Raw genomic sequence first — 15150 nt, 5'->3', positions numbered from 1 at the left:
GCGGTCATGATCCGGCCTTCCGAGTGGGGCGTCTGATGGCATTGGGTGTTCGGCTCGACGCGGGTGGACGCATGCCCGCGACCGCCGCGCTCGACCGGGTGACCGCCCGCTGCGGAGCCGTCATGCGGGGCGTCGCCGGGGTCGTCGCGGTCACGGCGGCGCTGCTGGGGCTCGCCCCGCCGGTCGACCCGACCGTGCTGGTCCCGGTCATGGCCGGGCTGCTGTGCTGGAGCGTCTTCTTCACCTGGACGGGCTGGACCTACGGCCTGCTGCCCTGGGTGATCACCGTCGAGGTGCTCATCACCTCGGCCCTGTGCGTCTTCCAGCGGGAACTCGTCGCGGGCACCCTGATCGGCGACAGCGCCAGCTGGGTCGGCGGGCTGGTGACCATGACGATCGTGGCGGTCAACCTGGCCTGGCGGGCCGGTCCGGCGGTCCCGGCCGGGCTCGTGGTGGTCGCCGCCCACCTCGTCGGCTCCGGCGCGTACGCCGTGGCCGGGATCCACGTGCTGCAGGTCGGCGCGACGGCCGTGCTGATGAGCCTGCTCCGCAAGGGCGCGGCCGACGCCGACCGCGAGCTCGCGGCGGCCCGCGACGCCGAGGAGCAGGCCACCGTCGAACGTGAACGCCGCCGCGACGAACGCGCCCAGAACAGCCGCATGCACGGCAGCGTGCTGGCCACCCTCATGATGATCGGCGCGGGCGGCATCGGCGCGACCTCGCCCATGCTGCGCGAGACCGCGGCCCGCCACTTGGCCGACCTCGACCGCATGTCCGAGGGCGGCGGCACCGGGCCCGACCACGTGCCGCTGCACGAGCGGCTGGCCGCCGGGGCGGCCCGGTCGGGGCTGACCGTGCACACCCGGCTGACGCCGGTGTCGGTGCCGTGGGAGGTCGCCGAGGCGTTCCTCGAAGCGGTCGCCGAGGCGATCGCGAACGTCGTGCGGCACGCCAACGTCACCGTCGCCGCCGTCACGCTGACCCTGGCCGACGACGGCGAGGTCGTCGTCGAGGTGCGCGACCGGGGCCTGGGCTTCGACGTGGCCCGGGTGCCCGACCACCGCTACGGCCTGCGGGTGTCGATCCTGGCCCGCATGGAGATGGTCGGCGGCCGGGGCGTGGTCGAGTCGGGCCCGCAGGGCACCAAGATCACCCTCAGGTGGACGCCGTGACCGCCTCCGAGACGAGCGTGCGCCGCAACTACAGCCTGGGCGCGCGCCGGGCCGCCGTGTCGGTCGTGGCCGCCTGGCATCTCGGCTTCGACCTCGTCGGCACCGTCGGCACCTGGGACTCCTACCGGCTCCCGTGGCTGGCCGGGTTCGCCTGGGTGCTCTACGCCGCGATCGGCGTGCTCGCCGCCGTCGCCCTGCTGAAGGAGCTGCCGCTCCGCTTCACGGTGTGGCCCTACGCCGTCGGCGCGCTGGCCGTGTCGGCGATGGTGATGGCCGCCTGCCAGCCGGGCGACGTCGTGAACGCCGCCGACTGGGGGTGGGGCTCGGTCGGCTGGCTGGCCATGATCCTGTTCTGGCCCCGGCCGACCTGGTTGCGCGACCTGAGCGTGTTCCTGCTGGCCAACGTGGTCGTCACGCTGGCCGGGCTGGCGCTGGCCGGCACCCTCGACGCACGCTCGCTGAGCAAGTTCCTCGTCGTCAGCGTCGGCGCGATCACCCTCCAGGCGGGCGCGAGCGCCGGGGGCCACGCCCTCGACCTGGCCGCCCGGTGGGCGGTGGAGAACTCCAACCGGACCGCCAGCGCCGAGGCCGCCAGGAAGGCCGCCGACCAGGTCCACGCCGACCGGCTGGCCCGCTACGCCGAGGTGCGCTCGGCCGTCGCGCCCGTGCTGAACCTGCTGGCCGGGGGAGCCGACCCGGCCGACCCCGACGTGCGGCACGAGAGCGCCGTCGGCGCGGCCCGGCTGCGCCGCCTGATCGCCGAGACCGACGACGCCCCCGACCCGCTCCTGCACACCCTGCGGGCCTGCGCCTTCGACGTCGAACGGCGCGGCGTCGTGGTGCTCTTCCTGACCGCCGGCACGGTGCCGCCGCTGCCGCTGGAGGTGCGCCGCGCGCTCGTCGAGGCCCCCATCGAGGGCATGGCGCGGGCCCGCCGCCAGGCCAGGGTCACCCTGGTCGCGACCCCGCGCGAGGTCATCGTCAGCGTCCTGACCGACGCCCCGTCGCCGCCCTCGGCCGACGGGTTCCGCGCCGCCGGGGTCGCCACCCGCGTCGAAGCCGAGAACGGAGGAAACCAACTGTGGATAGAGAGCCGCTGGACCGCCCCGTGACCCTCGCCGTGGTGGAGGACACCCCGGTCGTGCTGGAGGGCATCCGGTCGTGGGTGGCCGCCGACCCCGGCAGACGGGTCGAGATCGTGGCCAGCGGCAACACGGTCGACTCGGTCCTCGACGGCGCGGGCGCGCACGCCGACGTGCTGCTGCTCGACCTGGAGCTCGACAACGGCGTCAACTCGCTGCCGCGCATCCCCGAGCTGGTCGCGGCCGGGCGGCGGGTGGTCGTCTACTCGGTGCACGAGGACGACGCGACCGTGATGGCGGTGCTCCAGGCGGGCGCCTCCACGTTCATCGCCAAGAACGAGACCAAGGAGCACTGCGTCGACACGATCGTGGCCGTCGCCCGCGACCGGCCCTACGTGCCGCCGGTGATGGCCGGGGCGCTGGTGGCCGCCGACGGGCAGACGTCGCGGCCGATGTTGTCGGCGCGCGAGCGCGAGGCGCTGCTCCTGTGGTTCCAGGGCATGAACAAGCAGTCCGTCGCGCTGCGCATGGGCATCTCCGAGGCGACCGTGAAGCAGTACATCGAACGCGCGCGGGTGAAGTACGCCAGCACCGGCAGGGCCGCCCCGACCAAGACGACCCTGCTGGCCCGCGCCATCCAAGACGGCCTGATCACGGCCGACGACATCATCGAATACCAGTCACTCGCCGCCGACCATCACACGAGAGACTGAAGCGCGACCGGGTCGGGCCGCTCGCAGGTGCTCTCCACCGTCTCCACCCGTCCGGTGGCGGCCGACCGGAGCAGCGACTCCATCACGTCGAGCACGTGCAGGGCCAGTTCCCCGGAGGCGCGCGGGCGGGGGGCGGTGACCAGGTCGTACACGCCGATGCCGCGGCCGGTGTCGCGGTAGCCGGCGGCGACGGGGAGCGTCTCCCACGCCCCGCCGGGCCGGTGCAGCAGCACGTCGCCGTCGAAGCGGTTGGGGTCGGGGACGATCATCGTGCCGAGCTCGCCGTGCACCTCGATGTTGGGCGCGCGGGAGGTCACCCCGTCGAACGACATGATCAGCGTCGACAACGCGCCGGAGGCGTGCGTGAGCACCCCGGTGACGTGCGTGTCGGTGCTGACCGGCAGCCGTTCGCCCTGCCGGTGGCCGCTGCCGATGACGCGTTCGTCCCGGGTCCGGCTGGCCGCCCCCATCGCCGACACGACCGGCCCGAGCAGCGTCACCAGGGCCGTCACGTAGTAGGGGCCCATGTCGAGCAGCGGGCCGCCGCCCGGCCGGTAGTAGAAGTCGGGGTCGGGGTGCCACGGCTCCGGGCCCCCGGTGACCATGGTCGCCACGGCCGCCGCCGGGCGGCCGACGAGCCCGGCGTCGAGGTGGTGGCGGGCGGTCTGGAAGCCGGTGCCGAGGACGGTGTCGGGGGCGCAGCCGAGCCGCACCCCCTGGCCCTTGGCGACGATCGTCTTCGCCTCGTCGAGCGTCGCGGCGAGGGGCTTCTCGCCGTAGACGTCCTTGCCCGCGGCGATGGCCCGGAGCGCGATCTCGGTGTGCGCCGCCGGGATGGTGAGGTTGACGACCAGGTCGCAGGCGTCGACGAGGTCGTCGACGCCCATCGAGGTCGCGCCCGTTTCGGTGGCGATGGCCAGGGCGCGGGCCGGGTCGAGGTCCGCGACGGCGTACAGGACCAGACCAGGCAGCTTCGTGAGGGTCGCGGTGTACTGCTCGGAGATCTTGCCGCAGCCGACGATCCCGACCTTCACCGGCTCGCCCATGCCAGCCCCCTCTCGACCAGGGTCCGCACGTTCGCGTTCTCGAGGGTGGCCAGGTCGTGGCCCGGCGTGGCGACGAAGACGCGGCCCTCGCCCCACTCGCGGGTCCAGACGGCCGGCACCGTGACCGGCCGTTTCCATGGCCCCTGCGCGGCGTGGGTGGTGGTGGCGAGAACGGTGCTGTACGGGTCGGTCAGCATCCAGTACTGCTCGGTGACCAGGTCGAAGTCGGCGATCCCCTTGGTGATCGGGTGGTCGGGGTCGGTGATCTCGATCCGGTGGGGCACGAAGGTCTCCCCGCCCGCCTCGGGGTGGCAGGCGAACTGCCCGCCGGTCAGGTGGAGGTAGTCGGGCTCGGCGCGGAAGGAGTCGACGATGCCGCCGTGCCAGCCCGCGAACCCGGTGCCCGCCGCGACCGCCCGGGACAGGCCGGTGCTCTGCTCGCGGGTGATCGTGCCCATCGTGAAGCACTGGACGACCAGATCGACCCCCGCCATGAACTCGGGGTCGGCGTAGGGGGCGGGGGAGTCCTCGACCGTGAGGGTGAAGCCCTCGTGGGAGAGGAAGGGGAGGAAGAGATCGGTGGCGGCGACGGGCTCATGGCCCTCCCAGCCGCCTCGGACGACTAGAGCGTGTCGTAACTTCACCAGCCGAATTATCCCATTTTGCGGGGCGAATGAGCAGATGTCCGGGCTACCGTTCCGGCCTGGTGAGCGACGGGGACACGATGCGGATCTGGCAGACGACGACGCTCGCCCTGGGGGCCGGGCTCGTCTTCGGGGTGCTGACCAACCTGTCGCGGGGTTGTGGTGGCGGCGGGTCGGCGGCTTCGCCGCGCCGGCGGGGGTCTTCGGGATGGAGCGCGCCCACTACGCGTTCGTGCTGGGATACGCCCCCAGGCGTGGGCGTGCCTGGCGGTGTTCCTGCTCGTGCCGTTCCTGGCCCGTTCGGTGCGGGAGATCGGGCTGACGCTGCCGGCGGCGGTGCCGCTGGCCGGCCTCGCCTGTCTGGTCGTCAGCCTGCCGCTTCAGTCGTTGTCAGGGTGAGTTCGTCGCGGTTGACCAGTGTCGCGTAGTGGCCGCCCAGGGCGAGCAGTTCGTCGTGGGTGCCGCGTTCGACGATGCGGCCGGCGTCCAGGACGATGATCTGGTCGGCGTCGCGGACCGTGGACAACCGGTGGGCGATCGTCAGGGTGGTGCGGCCTTCGGCCAGTTCGTCCAGAGCCTCCTGGACGGCGTGCTCGGTCTGGGTGTCGAGGGAGCTGGTGGCCTCGTCGAGGATCAGCACCGGGGGGTTGCGGAGCAAGGTCCGGGCGATGGCCAGGCGCTGCTTCTCGCCGCCGGAGAAGCGGTAGCCGCGCTCGCCGACGAGGGTGTCGTAGCCCTCGGGCAGCGAGATGAGGTGGTCGTGGATGCGGGCCGCCCGCGCCGCCGCGTGCAGTTCCTCGTCGGTCGCGTCGGGCTTGGCGAAGCGCAGGTTGTCGGCCACCGAGGCGTGGAAGAGGTAGGTCTCCTGGGAGACCACGCCGACCGTCTCGGCGAGCGACTCGAAGGTCAGGTCCCGCACGTCGACGCCGTCGATGGTGACCCGGCCGCCGGTGACGTCGTAGAGGCGGGGGAGCAGGTAGCTGAGGGTGGTCTTGCCCGACCCGGTCTCGCCCACGATGGCGAGGCGGCTGCCGGGCGGCACCGCGACGTCGACGCCGGTGAGGGTGGGGCCCGCGCCGTAGGAGAAGTCGACGTGCTCGAACCGCACGTCGCCCTTGACCCGGTCGAGCACGCGCTCGCCGGGATGGATGTCGACCTTCAGGTCGAGGTACTCGAAGATCCGCCCGAACAGCGACATCGAGCTCTGCACCTCGACCCCGAGCGCGAGCAGCTGCACCGACGGCCGGAACATCGAGGTCTGCAGGGTGGTGAACGCCACCAGCGTGCCGACCGAGACCGCGCCCGTCCACCCGACGGCCCAGTAGACGACCGCCGGCATGGCCGCCATCACGATCTGGATCGACGACTGCCGCCACCGCCCCGCCATCGACGACCGGACCTCCAGTTCGGCGAGGTCGTCGGAGGACGCGGCGAACCGCTCGGTGAGGGTCCCGGTACGCCCCATCGTGCGCCCCAGCAGGATGCCGCTGATCGACAGCGACTCCTGCACCATCGAGGCCATCGACGCCATCTTGACCTGGCGCTGCGTGGTGATCCGCCGCCGCTCCTTGCCGACCTTCCGGCTGATCCACACGAACACCGGCAGCAGCCCGAGGGAGATCAGCGTCAGCCGCCAGTCGAGCGCCACCATGGCCACGACCGTGGCGATCACCGAGGTCAGGTAGGAGATGAACGAGGTCGCCGTGGTCGTCACCACGGCCTGCATGGCCCCGATGTCGTTGGCGATGCGCGACTGGACCTCACCGGTCTTGGTCCGGGTGAAGAAGGCCAGCGACATGCGCTGGAGGTGGTTGTAGACCGACTTGCGCAGGTCGTGCATGACCCGCTGGCCGACCGTCGTCGAGATGAACGTCTGCAGCACGTCGAGGACGCTGGTCGTCACGGCGATCACGATCATGCCGAGGGCCAGCATCGACAGCAGCCGCGCGTCGCGGTTGGGCAGGGCGACGTCGAGGATCTCCCGCAGCAGGAACGGCGAGGCCAGCGACACCACCGACGACAACACGATCAGCGCCCCGACCGCGCCCAGCCTGCGGCGGTAGGGCCTGAAAAGGCGGATGACGCGCCGCAAGGGCGCTCGGGGTTCATTGTCCATGATGTACACTCAAACGGAGGTTAGCTCACATTCATTCCTTGAGGCGAGTGCGTTGTCCGACGGAGAACTGTTCGAGCTGGTCCACCGGGTCGACCACCGCATCCGGCGGGGCTACCGCGAACGCCTCGAACCCCTGGGCGTCAACCCGGGCCAGTCGCGCGCCCTGCGCGCTCTGGTCTCCGCCGGCGAGCCGCTGCGCATGGCCCGCCTCGCCGAACTGCTCGGCATCGTCCCCCGTTCCCTGACCTCGGTCGTGGACGCCCTGGAGACGTCCGGCCTCGTCGCCCGGACCGTCGACCCCACCAACCGGCGCTCCACCCTCGTCTCCGTCACCCCCGCCGGGCTGGCCGTCCACGAACGGGCGCGGGTGGCCCGCAGGGAGGCCGCGGCGGAGGTCTTCTCGGTTCTTTCGGACGAACAGCGCCGGCAGTTGTCCGACCTGCTGCGTCTGCTCGACGGCTGAAAATGTCGGTGGGGTCTGGTAGCCCTAGGGCATGGCGGTGAGCGTGGACGAGTTCCTGAAGATGCTTGACCATCTGCCCGAGGTGAAGCAGGGCTTCGGCGGCGACTGGGTGTCGCTGAAGGTGCGCGGCAAGGGCTTCGCCTACCTGTGGGAACGCACCCAGACGGTCGGCCTGAAGACGACCGTCGAAGAGCAGGCGGCCCTGGTGGGGGAGCGTCCCGACGTCTTCGAGGTGCAGTTCACGACCGAGTCGACCGGGTGGGTGGTGGTCCACCTCGACCGGATCGAGGCCGACGAGCTGTTCGAACTGGTGACCGAGGCGTGGTGCATGACGGCCCCGAAGTCCCTGGTCGACAGCCATGAGATCGTGTTGTGGCCGCAGCTCTACCCCTCGACCTGAAAGGCCCGCCGTGGCGACGTTCGACATCCGGCGCTGGCGGCCGGAGGATTTCTCCGCCGGCGCGGCCAGTCGCCGCCAGTGCACCTGGGGCGGCGACGGCGTGACCCCGTGTCCTGGGCCGCCCGCCTACACGGTGATCGACCGGGCGGGCCGAAAGTGGGCGGCCTGCTCCCGGCATGTGCTCTCCCACATTGACGACCGCCTCCGCGACGACGAATAGGAACCTCTGACTGTGCCCTCCGCCTGGGAATCCGCGCTGACGCACGCCTTCGGGCAGCTGCTCGGCCGGCCGCTCGCCGACCACGACGCCACCGCGACCTACGGGGCGTTCTACGGCGGCAACTGGCTCTACGAGACCGGCCTCGACCGTGACCCCGGGTGGGTGCGCCGGGAGGCGCTGTCCGGGCAGGAGACGGTTGCTTTCCCGCAGGTGCTGATCCTGCTCGACGGCTACGCCGACCTGGTGTTCGACGCGAGCGGCTCGCTGTTCGAGGTCGACCCCGGCGACTTCGCCGACGGCCAGGTCGCATCGGTGTCGGTGTTCGCCAAGCCGGGGATCGTGCGCGGGTCCGACCTGGCCGCGCTGCTCGACGGGCACCCCGGCGAGCCCGGCTGGCAGTTGTGGCAGGCGCGCATCGCCTCCGACGGCACCCTGCTCGGCGCGCTCAGGGCCGCCACTGCCGTCGGCGACTCGCCCCAGAGCCTCATCCCTCCGTCGGAGGAGCCCGACGAGCGGGCGGTGCTGGCGCACCTGGAGGCGTTCTCCGACACCGCCTCCGACGATCTGGCCTATTGCCCGCAGACGCTGAACGAGGCGGTCGTCGCGATGTGGGAGGGCGCGGTCGACCAATACGAGATCACGATCTGGAACCTCGACCAGCTCATCTCCCAGCGCGCGACGACCTAGCGCCGGCAGAGAGCGCGCAGCTCCCGCCGGTGGTCGGATCCGCCGTTCCGCCGCCATCATGCATCACGCGGCAGATCCACCATTGGAGGTTCGGCACGCCGACTACGGACCATGCGGCAGATCCACCATGGAAAGTGCGGCAGATCGACCACACCATCAGCGGCAGAATGGCCACTCGGTTTCCGGCAGAGTGACCATGAGGTCCTCGGCACATCCGCCATGAGGCGGGCGTTCGGCCTTATCATCGGCTGTGTGGACACCGATGGACTGGCCCTCTATCCGCGGCGGGCCGAAGCGATGGTGTGGGAGGCCATGGCCGACACCCGGGTCGTGGTGATCAACGGGGCGCGGCAGGTCGGCAAGAGCACTCTCGCCCGCTCGGTCGCCCGGCGTACTCCGGGCTCGCGGGAGATCTATCTCGATCAGGCCGCCGTCCGGGCGGCCGCGCGTCAGGATCCCGACGGGCTCGTCCACCATGACGGGTTGCTGGTCATCGACGAGGTCCAGCGGGTGCCTGATCTCCTGCTGTCGATCAAACGTGAGGTCGACGCCGATCCGCGCCCCGGCCGGTTCCTCCTCACGGGTTCCGCCCGGTTGTCGGGACTGCACGACCTGCCCGACGCGCTGCCCGGCAGGTCGGAGACCATCGAGTTGTGGCCGCTCTCGCAGGGAGAGATCGACGGCCGCCCTGACGGATTCGTCGACGTGGTCTTCCGCTCCGGGGCCGAGACCGCCTTCGCGTCGTCGTCGTTGCGCCGGGCCGACTACCTCGACCGGGCGATGCGCGGCGGATATCCGGAGGCCGTCCACCGGCCGAATCACCGCCGGCGGGCCCGGTTCCTGGAGTCCTACGTCTCCGACCTCATCACCCGCGACGTGAAGCAGATCTCCGACATCGAGCGGCCGCTCGACATGCGGCGCCTGCTCAACGTCATGTGCGGGCGTATGGGCGGCCTGCTCGTGCTCGACAACATCGCCCGCGACCTGGGGCTCCCGCGAAGCACGGTCAAGCGCTACGTCGACCTGCTCGACCTGGTCTATCTCGTCCGGCGGATCCCGGCCTGGTCGTCGAACGCCACCACCAGGGCGGTGGCCGTGCCGAAGCTGCTCGTCGTCGACTCCGGGCTGGGCGCCCGTCTGGCCGGCCTGACGCCGTCGAGGGTCACCGACGTCACCGCGCCCGTCGGGCCTCTCATGGAGAACTTCGTCCTCGGAGAACTGGCCCGCCAGCTGACCTGGAGCGAGGAGCCCGTCCGGCTCCACCACTACCGCGACCGCGACGGCGTCGAGGTCGACGGCGTCCTCGAACGGGCCTCCGGCGAGATCGTCGGCATCGAGGTCAAGGCGGCGGAGACGGTGCGGGCGGAGGATTTCCGGGGTCTCCGCAGCCTCTCCAGGAAGGCGGGTGACCGGTTCCTGGCCGGGTTCGTGATGTACGCGGGCAGAGACGTGCTCCCCTTCGGCGACGGCATGAAGGCCCTGCCGATGTCTTGTCTCTGGGAAACCTCACCCTGATCGGCGAGACAATGCGGAAGACGGCCGGGCGCCCCCCGAATGGGTGCCCGGCCGTCCCCGTCGTCCTACTCCGCGTCGAGGTCGCGTTCCAGCAGTTCCGCCAGCGTCGTCAGGGCGGCTTCCGCACCCTCGCCCTCCGCCGACAGGGTCACCTCGGTTCCGTGGGTCGCGCCCAGGGACAGGACCGCGAGCATGCTGTCGGCCCGCACCGCCTTCCCCTCGCCGACGCGGATCTTCACCGGTACGCCCGTGCCGGCCGCGGCCTGGACGAATAGTTTGGCCGGGCGGGCGTGCAGGCCCGTCGAGGAGGCCACGGTCACTGTTCTCTCTGGCATCACGGCTCCACGGTGACTTTGATGGCCTCGCCGCGCATGACGATGTCGATGCCCTCCAGGACGTCGGTGAGCGGCAGGCGGTGGGTGATCAGGTCGGCGACCGGGACCGCGCCCGTCGCGATGAGTTCCAGGGCCTGCTTGTTGTGGGCGGGGCTCGAACCGTTCGCGCCGACGATGGTCAGTTCGCGGTAGTGGACGAGGTTCGAGTCGAGGCGGATGATCGGGTTGTCCTTCGGCAGGCCGCCGAAGAAACTGATCCGGCCCTGGCGGGCGACCATGCCGAGGGCCTGTTCCTGGGCCACGCCCGAGGCCGCCGCGGTGATGACCACGTCGGCCCCGCGGCCCTCGGTCAGCTTCAGGACCGCCTCGGTCACGTCGTCGCCGTGCAGGGCGGCGTCGGGGTTGACCAGGACGGCCGCCATCTCCAGGCGGTCGGGGTTCAGGTCGGCGAGGATCACCCGCCGGGCTCCCCGGGCGCGGGCCAGGCGGACGTGCAGGCAGCCGATCGGGCCCGAGCCGATCACGACCACGTCGTCGCCGGGGCCGACGCGGGCGAGTTCCTGGCCGTTCAGCACGCAGGCCAGCGGTTCGGCGACCGACGCCTCGGCGAAGCCGACCCCGGCGGGGATGCGGTTGACGCCGTCGACGGCCAGGACCTTCGCGGGCACGACCATGTACTCGGCGAAGCCGCCGTCGTAGTGGTAGCCCATCGACTCCTGGTTCGGGCAGACGGTCATCCGGCCCCGCGTGCACTCGCCGCAGGTCCCGCACGGGATCGCCGCGATCACCTGCACCCGGTCGCCGGGCTCGAACGCGCCGGTCCCGGTCACGACCTCACCGGCGATCTCGTGGCCCATGACGCGCGGAGGCCGGATGTGGTGGTGCCCGAACTTCAGGATCTTGGCGTCGGTGCCGCAGGTGGAGCAGTTGCGCACCCGGATCAGCAGTTCGCCCGGACCCGCCACCGGCTCCGGGGCGTCTTCGACCCGGATGTCGCCGGGCGCGTGGAAACGCGCGACCTTCATTCTGTTCCCTCCATGAGAAGCCTTCGGACCTCCGCCTCGTCGGCCGTCTCGCGCAGAGCCTCGGCGGCGTCGGGGTCCATGAGTATTTCGGCCAGTTCGGCCAGCAGGCGGACGTGGCCGTCGCCCTTGGCGGCGATGCCGACGCACAGCTTGACCTGTTCGCCGTCCCAGTCGACGCCGCCGGGGAAACGCAGCACGCACACCGCGTCGCGGTGCACGACCTCCTTGGCCTGCAGCGTGCCGTGTGGGATCGCGACGCCCTCGCCCACGTAGGTCGAGAGCGTGCGCTCGCGTTCGAGCATCGCCGCGATGTACGGCTCCGCCGCCGCCCCGACCGCCACGAGCGTCTCGCCGCACTGGCGGATCGCGTCGTCGCGATCGGCGGCCACGCAGTCGAGTTTGATGGCGGCCGGGTCGAGCGGGATGTCAGCCACCGACCACGCCGCCGTTCTTGATGGCGTTCACCAGCTTGGTCACCGCCGGGTCGCCGATGAACACCTGGAACGGGATGAGCACCGCGCCCTCGGGCGTCGACTTTCGGGCGCGGGCCGCGAGGCCCGCGTGCGTGACGACGACGTTCGCGTCGGCCGGGATCTGGTCGACCGGTGAGTGGACGACCTCGACGCCGTTGCCCTTGAGCTGCTTGCGGAGCGTGGAGGCCAGCATCACGCTGCTGCCCATCCCCGCGTCGCAGGCGATGACGATCTTCTTGACTGCCGTGCTGTCGATGCCGGCCATGGGGATCACGCCTCCTGGGGAGTGGTGGTGGGCTGCTCGGTCTCCTCCGCCGGGGCCTCCTTCTCGCCCCGCCCGAAGCCGAGAAGGGCCGAGGCGACCACGAAGGTGACGCCGGTGGCGACCAGGATGCCCGCGAGCACGCCGAAGTAGCCGCCCGCCGGGGTAACGGCCAGATAGGCGAAGATGCTTCCCGGGGCCGGGGAGGCCACCAGGCCCGATCCCGTCGCGATGAACACGAGGATGCCGGAGGCGCCACCGGCGATCATGGCGAGGATCAGGCGGGGCTTCATCAGGACGTACGGGAAGTAGATCTCGTGGATGCCGCCCAGGAAGTGGATGATGATGGCCGCCGGGGCGCTCGGCCGCAGGGCGCGCGGGCCGAAGAAGAAGTACGCCAGCAGCAGGCCCAGCCCCGGGCCGGGGTTGGTCTCCAGCATGAACAGGATCGACTTGCCGGCCGCGGCCACGTCGGCGGCGCCGAGCGGGGTGAGCACGCCGTGGTTGATCGCGTTGTTCAGGAACAGCACCTTGGCGGGCTCGATGATGATCGAGGCCAGCGGCAGCACCCTGTTGTCGACCAGCCAGCCGGCGGCGTCGCCGGCGACCTTGGTGACGGCCTCGATGATCGGGCCGATGCCCCACACGCCCAGCAGCGCGACCGCGCCGCCGATGATGCCCGCCGAGAAGTTGTCGACGAGCATCTCGAAGCCGGCCTTGATGCGGTCCTTGACCGCGTCGTCGAACAGCTTCAGCAGGAACGCGGCCAGCGGTCCGACGATCATCGCGCCGAGGAACATCGGCACCTCGGCGCCGACCACGACGCCCATCGTGGCGACCGCGCCGACCACGGCGCCGCGCTGGCCGTGGACCATGCGCCCGCCGGTGTAGCCGATCAGGACCGGCAGCAGCACCGTGATCATCGGTCCGACCAGGGCCGCGAACATCTCGTTCGGGATCCAGCCGGTCGGGATGAACAGGGCGGTGATCAGGCCCCACGCGATGAACGCGCCGATGTTCGGCATGATCATCCCGGCCAGGTAGCCGCCGAACCTCTGGATCGTGGCCTTTATCCCGGTGCCCTGGACGGGCGGGGTGTAGTCGGTGGTCATTCTTTGCTCCTTTCCGGGGAGCTCGGGGGGTGGAAAGGGGGGAGTTTTCAGGCCGCGATCAGCCCCCCGAAAGCGGCCTCGTCGGATCGGGTTCGCTGACGGTCACCCGGTCACGTCTGATGTCGCCGGGCCCCGGCATGCGGCTGCCCGGCAGCTGCACCGCCGCGGTCGCCCAGGCCAGCCCCTCGACGAGGGCCGCCTTCCCGCGCGCTCCGGCGGCGAGGAACCCGGCCAGTAAGGCGTCGCCGGCCCCGACGGAACTGCGCGGCTCCTCCGCCGCGCACTCGCCGTGCCACACGGTTCCGTCGTCGACCAGCAGGGCGCCGTCACGTCCGAGGCTCGCCAGTACGGTCTCCGCCCCCATCGCGCGCAGTTTCGCGGCGGCCTCCAGGGCGTCGCCGACCGTGTCGATGGGGGAGCCGGTGGCCTCGGCGAGTTCCTCGCGGTTGGGCTTGATCAGCCGGGGCCCGGCCTGCACCGCGGCCAGCAGGGCCGGGCCGCTGGTGTCGACGGCCACGTTGATGCCGGCCTGGCGGAAGCGGCGGCAGAGGGTGGCGTACACGTCGGAGGGGACCTGGGGCGGCAGGCTGCCCGAGGCGACCACCCAGTCCGCGCTGTGCGCGGCGCCCAGGACGGCGGTGGCGATCTCCTCCAGCTCGCGCGCGCTGAGCGTGGCGCCGGGCTCGTTGACCTTGGTGACGGTGCCGTCGGGCTCGGCGAGGGTGATGTTGGACCGGGTGGTCCCGGCGACCGGGACCATGATCATGTCGATGCCCTCGAGGTCGAGCAGCTCGATGAGCCGCCGGCCCTCCTCGCCGCCGTAGGGGACGACGGCGCACGAGCGCACGTGGTTGGCGAGCAGCGCGCGGGAGACGTTGACGCCCTTGCCGCCGGGGTCGAGGTGGGCGGCGGCGGCCCGGATGACCTCACCGCGCGCCAGCGAGGGGATGTCGACGGTGCGGTCGAGGCTGGGGTTGAGGGTCAGCGTGAGGATCATGCGCGCGTCACCTCGGGTTCGTGCGGCGCGGGGTCGAGCGGGGGAGTCATGCGCGGACCACCTCCGGGCCGTGCAGGGCCAGGTCGGCGGCCACCTGGGGGTCCAGGACGGTGTCGGTGATCACGACGTCGATCTCGGCCAGGGTGGCGAAGCGGGCCAGGAAGGTGTCGCTGAACTTGGTGTGGTCGGCCAGCAGCACGCTGCGCTGAGCCGAGGCGATCATCGCCCGCTTGATCGCGGCCTCGGCCGGGTCGGGCGTGGTCAGGCCCTTGGCCACGGAGATGCCGTTGGTGCCCATGAACGCCACGTCGACGTGGATGTCGGCCAGCGGCCGCAGCGCCCAGTCGTCGACGGTGGCGAGGGTCCGGCCGCGCACCCGGCCGCCGAGCATGATGACGTTCAGGTTGGCCCGCGCGGCCAGGATCGTGGCCAGCGGCGGGGAGTTCACGATGACCGTCAGCTCGCGGTCGGCGGGCAGCTCCTGGGCCAGCCGCCGGGTCGTCGACCCGGCGTCGATGATGATCGCGCCGTCCTGCGGCAGCTCGGCGAGGGCGGCCTTGGCGATGCGTTCCTTCTCGGACGTCATGACCTCGTCGCGGGCCGCCAGCGCGGGCTCGAAGCCGAGCCGCTCGACGGGGATGGCCCCGCCGTGCACCCGCCGCAGCACCCCGGCCTTCTCGAGGACGGTCAGGTCACGGCGCACGGTCTCGGTGGTGACGGCGAACTCCTCGGCCAGGGTCACCACGTCGACCCGACCGGCGGCGCGGGCCCGGCGCAGGATCTCCTGCTGTCGCTCCTCGGCGTACATGATGTTGGTTTCGTCCTTGGGTGTGTTGTTTTATCTGTGATTACACCCGTTTTACCTGGACGGTCAAGAGCTGAAACCAA

19 protein-coding genes are annotated in these 15150 nt (G+C 71.5%); 9 read left to right on the top strand and 10 right to left on the bottom strand.

Features of this window, described 5'->3' with window-relative positions; translation table 11 throughout:
- Positions 1 to 35: 35 nt before the first annotated feature.
- The 3 genes from AW271_RS08485 to AW271_RS08475 are packed head-to-tail and all read left to right on the top strand — an operon-like array spanning position 36 to position 2967.
- Positions 36 to 1172: a sensor histidine kinase gene (locus AW271_RS08485; RefSeq protein ID WP_157553976.1), complete on the top strand. Its 1137-nt coding sequence runs from the start codon at positions 36 to 38 to the stop codon at positions 1170 to 1172.
- On the top strand, positions 1169 to 2284 hold the full coding sequence (locus tag AW271_RS08480) for a hypothetical protein (protein WP_157553975.1): 1116 nt from the start codon (positions 1169 to 1171) through the stop codon (positions 2282 to 2284). Before AW271_RS08485 ends, AW271_RS08480 begins: the two co-directional genes overlap by 4 nt.
- On the top strand, positions 2281 to 2967 hold the full coding sequence (locus AW271_RS08475; RefSeq protein ID WP_083973832.1) for a response regulator transcription factor: 687 nt from the start codon (positions 2281 to 2283) through the stop codon (positions 2965 to 2967). Before AW271_RS08480 ends, AW271_RS08475 begins: the two co-directional genes overlap by 4 nt.
- On the opposite strand, the gene AW271_RS08470 is transcribed toward AW271_RS08475, so the two are convergent.
- Positions 2952 to 4013 carry a Gfo/Idh/MocA family protein gene (locus AW271_RS08470; protein WP_062334500.1) on the bottom strand — a complete coding sequence of 354 codons (1062 nt, stop codon included), beginning with the start codon at positions 4011 to 4013 and terminating at the stop codon, positions 2952 to 2954. The two genes, AW271_RS08475 and AW271_RS08470, sit on opposite strands and share 16 nt — an antisense overlap.
- A complete protein-coding gene (locus tag AW271_RS08465) occupies positions 3998 to 4657 on the bottom strand; it encodes a ThuA domain-containing protein (protein WP_062334497.1) in 660 nt (219 codons plus the stop codon). Before AW271_RS08465 ends, AW271_RS08470 begins: the two co-directional genes overlap by 16 nt.
- A gap of 270 nt (positions 4658 to 4927) precedes the next feature.
- On the opposite strand from AW271_RS08465, the gene AW271_RS42815 reads away from it, so the two are divergent.
- Entirely contained in the window at positions 4928 to 5056 is a 129-nt protein-coding gene (locus AW271_RS42815) for a hypothetical protein (RefSeq protein ID WP_275935756.1), read from the top strand.
- Here AW271_RS42815 and AW271_RS08460 read toward each other — a convergent pair.
- Positions 5025 to 6773 (bottom strand): ABC transporter ATP-binding protein, encoded by a 1749-nt coding sequence (locus AW271_RS08460; protein ID WP_062335292.1) that lies wholly within the window; start codon positions 6771 to 6773, stop codon positions 5025 to 5027. The genes AW271_RS42815 and AW271_RS08460 overlap by 32 nt on opposite strands.
- 52 nt (positions 6774 to 6825) lie before the next feature.
- Here AW271_RS08460 and AW271_RS08455 point away from each other — a divergent pair, with 52 nt between their 5' ends.
- From AW271_RS08455 to AW271_RS08435, 5 genes are all read left to right on the top strand, one after another.
- Complete coding sequence (locus tag AW271_RS08455) at positions 6826 to 7236, top strand: MarR family winged helix-turn-helix transcriptional regulator (RefSeq protein ID WP_062334495.1); 411 nt, start codon at positions 6826 to 6828, stop codon at positions 7234 to 7236.
- Between the two features lie 31 nt (positions 7237 to 7267).
- Positions 7268 to 7636, top strand: a complete 369-nt coding sequence (locus AW271_RS08450; RefSeq protein ID WP_083976303.1) for an MmcQ/YjbR family DNA-binding protein — start codon at positions 7268 to 7270, stop codon at positions 7634 to 7636.
- A gap of 10 nt (positions 7637 to 7646) precedes the next feature.
- Positions 7647 to 7856, top strand: coding sequence for a hypothetical protein (locus AW271_RS08445; RefSeq protein ID WP_062334492.1), 210 nt, complete (start codon positions 7647 to 7649; stop codon positions 7854 to 7856).
- 12 nt (positions 7857 to 7868) lie between these two features.
- On the top strand, positions 7869 to 8543 hold the full coding sequence (locus tag AW271_RS08440; protein ID WP_062334489.1) for a hypothetical protein: 675 nt from the start codon (positions 7869 to 7871) through the stop codon (positions 8541 to 8543).
- Between the two features lie 252 nt (positions 8544 to 8795).
- Positions 8796 to 10058, top strand: a complete 1263-nt coding sequence (locus AW271_RS08435; protein ID WP_245652988.1) for an ATP-binding protein — start codon at positions 8796 to 8798, stop codon at positions 10056 to 10058.
- A gap of 65 nt (positions 10059 to 10123) precedes the next feature.
- Here AW271_RS08435 and AW271_RS08430 read toward each other — a convergent pair whose 3' ends face one another.
- From AW271_RS08430 to AW271_RS08400, 7 genes are read right to left on the bottom strand one after another with little or no spacing between them, the layout of a single operon-like run.
- Positions 10124 to 10393, bottom strand: coding sequence for an HPr family phosphocarrier protein (locus AW271_RS08430; protein WP_030454501.1), 270 nt, complete (start codon positions 10391 to 10393; stop codon positions 10124 to 10126).
- A complete protein-coding gene (locus tag AW271_RS08425) occupies positions 10393 to 11418 on the bottom strand; it encodes a zinc-dependent dehydrogenase (RefSeq protein WP_062334486.1) in 1026 nt (341 codons plus the stop codon). The genes AW271_RS08430 and AW271_RS08425 overlap by 1 nt, the downstream gene beginning before the upstream one ends.
- Positions 11415 to 11852 (bottom strand): PTS mannitol transporter subunit IIA, encoded by a 438-nt coding sequence (locus AW271_RS08420; protein ID WP_062334484.1) that lies wholly within the window; start codon positions 11850 to 11852, stop codon positions 11415 to 11417. The genes AW271_RS08425 and AW271_RS08420 overlap by 4 nt, the downstream gene beginning before the upstream one ends.
- Positions 11845 to 12156: a PTS sugar transporter subunit IIBC family protein gene (locus AW271_RS08415; protein ID WP_062335289.1), complete on the bottom strand. Its 312-nt coding sequence runs from the start codon at positions 12154 to 12156 to the stop codon at positions 11845 to 11847. Before AW271_RS08415 ends, AW271_RS08420 begins: the two co-directional genes overlap by 8 nt.
- A gap of 5 nt (positions 12157 to 12161) precedes the next feature.
- Positions 12162 to 13265 (bottom strand): mannitol-specific PTS transporter subunit IIC, encoded by a 1104-nt coding sequence (gene mtlA, locus AW271_RS08410; RefSeq protein ID WP_062334481.1) that lies wholly within the window; start codon positions 13263 to 13265, stop codon positions 12162 to 12164.
- 58 nt (positions 13266 to 13323) lie between these two features.
- Positions 13324 to 14262: a 1-phosphofructokinase gene (pfkB, locus tag AW271_RS08405; protein ID WP_062334478.1), complete on the bottom strand. Its 939-nt coding sequence runs from the start codon at positions 14260 to 14262 to the stop codon at positions 13324 to 13326.
- Between the two features lie 46 nt (positions 14263 to 14308).
- Positions 14309 to 15070, bottom strand: a complete 762-nt coding sequence (locus tag AW271_RS08400) for a DeoR/GlpR family DNA-binding transcription regulator (protein ID WP_062334474.1) — start codon at positions 15068 to 15070, stop codon at positions 14309 to 14311.
- Between the last annotated feature and the right edge of the window lie 80 nt (positions 15071 to 15150).

The sequence above is a fragment of the Herbidospora sakaeratensis genome, assembly GCF_001570525.1.
Taxonomy (GTDB): Bacteria; Actinomycetota; Actinomycetes; order Streptosporangiales; family Streptosporangiaceae; genus Herbidospora; species Herbidospora sakaeratensis.
The sequence above is the reverse complement of the archived record's forward strand: the minus strand, read 5'-3'. Positions and strand labels throughout refer to the sequence as shown.

What these genes read in the sequence shown, in the direction of transcription:
- mtlA (WP_062334481.1), bottom strand. Translation starts at nt 13,265, where the DNA reads ATGACCACCGACTACACCCCGCCCGTCCAGGGCACCGGGATAAAGGCC.
- AW271_RS08485 (WP_157553976.1), top strand. Translation starts at nt 36, where the DNA reads ATGGCATTGGGTGTTCGGCTCGACGCGGGTGGACGCATGCCCGCGACC.
- AW271_RS08470 (WP_062334500.1), bottom strand. Translation starts at nt 4,013, where the DNA reads ATGGGCGAGCCGGTGAAGGTCGGGATCGTCGGCTGCGGCAAGATCTCC.
- pfkB (WP_062334478.1), bottom strand. Translation starts at nt 14,262, where the DNA reads ATGATCCTCACGCTGACCCTCAACCCCAGCCTCGACCGCACCGTCGAC.
- AW271_RS08460 (WP_062335292.1), bottom strand. Translation starts at nt 6,773, where the DNA reads ATGGACAATGAACCCCGAGCGCCCTTGCGGCGCGTCATCCGCCTTTTC.
- AW271_RS08415 (WP_062335289.1), bottom strand. Translation starts at nt 12,156, where the DNA reads ATGGCCGGCATCGACAGCACGGCAGTCAAGAAGATCGTCATCGCCTGC.
- AW271_RS08450 (WP_083976303.1), top strand. Translation starts at nt 7,268, where the DNA reads ATGGCGGTGAGCGTGGACGAGTTCCTGAAGATGCTTGACCATCTGCCC.
- AW271_RS08425 (WP_062334486.1), bottom strand. Translation starts at nt 11,418, where the DNA reads ATGAAGGTCGCGCGTTTCCACGCGCCCGGCGACATCCGGGTCGAAGAC.
- AW271_RS08400 (WP_062334474.1), bottom strand. Translation starts at nt 15,070, where the DNA reads ATGTACGCCGAGGAGCGACAGCAGGAGATCCTGCGCCGGGCCCGCGCC.
- AW271_RS08430 (WP_030454501.1), bottom strand. Translation starts at nt 10,393, where the DNA reads ATGCCAGAGAGAACAGTGACCGTGGCCTCCTCGACGGGCCTGCACGCC.